Genomic DNA, 3,084 nt, shown 5'->3' with positions numbered 1-3,084 from the left:
GCTGCAGGGATTCAAGGAACTCGTCCGCTCGATGCCATTGAAGGCTTTCGGTGACGATCTGAGCCAACGGGACCGGGTAATGATATCGGTGCAGCAGGCCCTGGACCTGGCCATCGACAACGAAGCGGTCGACGACTGACGGAGCGACTCGCCGGAAATACGGCGAACGGGTGTGAATTTGAACCATCCTACAACCTCAGGCGCCAATAGAGGGTTCAGTCCGCGCTGGTGGTCGAGAGCGGTCGGGGACTTCGGCGCCAGCCTGGGATTCAGCCATACCGCCGACTGGACGATGGATACCCTCAATCTCTCCGTGGACAGCGGCCGATACCTCGTGGACGTCGAGCGTTCCGGAGATGAGTTCCTGCTCGCCGTGTTTCGGCATGTGCCGCCCTCCGACGTCGAAGAGAAGATCACGCTGCTGCTTCGTTCGTGCAGCCCCGACAGCCACCAGCCGTACTTTCTCCAGGCCGGCCTGAAGGGCGACGACCTGATCGTGTTGGCCGCACGCCTCTACCGCACGGACGCAGGGCACATGTACAACGCCTTCAAGCTGATCCGCAAGCTCTACGCAGACGCGAGGCTCTGAACGCCGTGGCCATCACGCTGCACATGGGCGTCGAGGGCGTCTCCTATCAGCCTTCCTCGGTCCGGTCTCCGGAAGACTTTCCGCGTCACAAGGTCAATCTGCCGACCGGCGCCTCGATTCCGCGGCACGTCGAACGGGTTTTCAATCTCAACGCCAACGAAAGAATGCTCGCGGATGCGGTAAGGCCGAGCCTCTCCAATCCCTATGTGACCGCCCCCGCCCGTTACCGGCAGCTCTTCGACCAGATTGAGAAAGCCAGCGCCAACCATCCCGGCGAGCCCGGCGAAACGGGCCGCATTCTGCAATCGGCCCGCACGCTGCTCGCGGCGATGAAGGACGATTTCACCGCATTCGCGTTCGCGCGCAACACCTTGATCGGCATATGACATCGGGGGGGCCCAGCGTGTTTCAAGATCTTGGGGAAGACCACGTTTCCTGGCTGCTTGCGGCGGCGAACACGTTCCTGGATCAGCGCAAGACCGACCGGGCCATCGTGCTGCTCGAGCTTCTCGGCCTGGTCGACCCATATAACGTGCAGGGACAGAAACTGCTCGCCTACGCCCTCTTGATCCAGGACGAGAAAGGCCGCTGCAGAACGGCTCTGGGCCGCCTGGACCGATGCCAACTGAGCCAGCGTGACCGGGCCGCCGTCGACGCGCTGACTGCCCGTCTCGAAGAGCGCTCACCCGCCCCACCGCCACACCCCCCGGGACCCTGACCGACAACCCGAAACGGCGAAGGCCATACCAGATGCCCGTTCCAGAAAACGCCCAGAACATTCTCTACGGCATTACGCAGCGCAAGGACGTACTGCTCGCATCGCTCCTGGTTGCCATCATCTTCATGATGATCCTGCCCCTGCCCACCGAGCTGGTGGACGTGCTCATCGGCATGAGCATGGGCATATCCGTCGTGCTGCTGATGCTCGCCATCTACATCCGCACGGCCAGCGATTTCTTCGCATTCCCCGCGGTTCTGCTGCTGTCGACCCTGTTCCGCCTGGCCCTGTCCATCACTACGACCCGGCTCGTGCTGCTGCAGGCCGATGCCGGCGCCATCATCGACACGTTCGGCAACTTCGTCGTCGCCGGCAACCTCGTGATCGGCATGGTGATCTTCCTGATCATCACCATCGTCCAGTTCCTGGTGGTAACCAAGGGCGCGGAGCGCGTGGCCGAAGTGAGCGCACGCTTTTCCCTCGATGCGATGCCCGGCAAGCAGATGAGCATAGACGGGGACATGCGCGCCGGTGTGATCAACATGGCCGAGGCGCGCCGGCGGCGGCAGGTGGTCGAGAAGGAGAGCCAGCTCTACGGCTCGATGGACGGCGCCATGAAGTTCGTCAAGGGGGACGCCATCGCCGGACTGATCATCATCGGCGTAAACCTTGTCGGCGGGCTGATCATCGGCATGACGCAGCGCGGCCTGAACTTCGACGAGGCCATTCAGATCTACTCGATCCTTACTATCGGAGACGGGCTGGTGGCGCAGATTCCCGCTTTGCTGATCGCCATGACGGCGGGAATCATCGTCACCCGGGTCAGCACCGACGAGACGGAAAACCTGGCCAGCGACATCGGCCGGCAATTCGGCGCCCAGCCACGGGCCCTGCTTGTCGCGGGCGCGCTCATGGTGGCGTTCAGCCTGGTTCCCGGTTTCCCCATGTTCACTTTTCTTGCCCTGGCCGCGGCAACCTCCGGCGCCGGGCTTCTGCTGCTCAGGGCTTCCAGAAAGAAGGAGGAGGACAACGCGGAAAGCCAAGTCTCTTCGATTCTTACACCCATATCGACGGAAACAAGCTCCGAGGCCGAAGTGGAAGCGCAGTTGACGGGCAAACAGGAAGTCACCCTGGGTCCGCCCCTGCTGGTCGACATATCCGCTTCCCTGCAGCCGCACCTCGACATGCGTCTCCTGAACCGGGAAGCCGCGAAGATAAGGCGCGCCCTGTATCTCGACCTCGGGGTGCCCTTTCCCGGCATCCACGTTCGATTCAACGAGAACATCGCCGAGAACGCCTACGCGATCCTGCTCCAGGAGATTCCCGTTGCCAGGGGAGTTCTGCGACCCGGCTGCGTCCTGTACGCCGACAGCGAATCGCAGCTCGACATTACGGAAATTCCCACTGAACGGGGGGATCCTTTCCTGCCGAACATGCCGACAATCTGGATCGAAGAGAAGCATGCCCAGTCCCTGCGCGAGACGTCCATGTCGTTCATGCCGCTGCACAAGGTGCTCACCTATCACCTGGCATACGTCATGAAGCGGTATGCGGAAGAGTTCGTCGGCATACAGGAAACCCACGAACTGTTCGAGCGGCTGCAGGAAACCTACCCCGAACTCATCAAGGAAGCCCAGCGCGTCCTGCCCATCCACCAGACCAGCGAGGTCCTGCAGCGCCTGGTCGGAGAGGACGTCTCCATTCGCAACGTCCGCCTGATCCTCGAGTCGCTGGTCGAATGGGGCCAGCAGGAGAAGGACGTGGTCATGTTGACGGA

General features: G+C 62.2%; 4 protein-coding genes. All 4 read left to right on the top strand.

The genetic code is table 11. The features are described 5' to 3' along the window. Nucleotides 1-178 precede the first annotated feature (178 nt). Nucleotides 179-589 carry a hypothetical protein gene (locus OXG98_00625; protein MCY3770517.1) on the top strand — a complete coding sequence of 137 codons (411 nt, stop codon included), beginning with the start codon at nt 179-181 and terminating at the stop codon, nt 587-589. A gap of 5 nt (nt 590-594) precedes the next feature. Next, nucleotides 595-975: a hypothetical protein gene (locus OXG98_00620; GenBank protein MCY3770516.1), complete on the top strand. Its 381-nt coding sequence runs from the start codon at nt 595-597 to the stop codon at nt 973-975. A gap of 17 nt (nt 976-992) precedes the next feature. After that, nucleotides 993-1,307 (top strand): hypothetical protein, encoded by a 315-nt coding sequence (locus OXG98_00615; protein MCY3770515.1) that lies wholly within the window; start codon nt 993-995, stop codon nt 1,305-1,307. Between the two features lie 32 nt (nt 1,308-1,339). After that, nucleotides 1,340-3,084: type III secretion system export apparatus subunit SctV (gene sctV, locus OXG98_00610; GenBank protein ID MCY3770514.1), on the top strand; the 1,745-nt coding region annotated here is incomplete at its 3' end.

The organism is Gemmatimonadota bacterium, from assembly GCA_026706345.1.
Taxonomy (GTDB): domain Bacteria; phylum JAAXHH01; class JAAXHH01; order JAAXHH01; family JAAXHH01; genus JAAXHH01.
The sequence above is the reverse complement of the archived record's forward strand: the minus strand, read 5'-3'. Positions and strand labels throughout refer to the sequence as shown.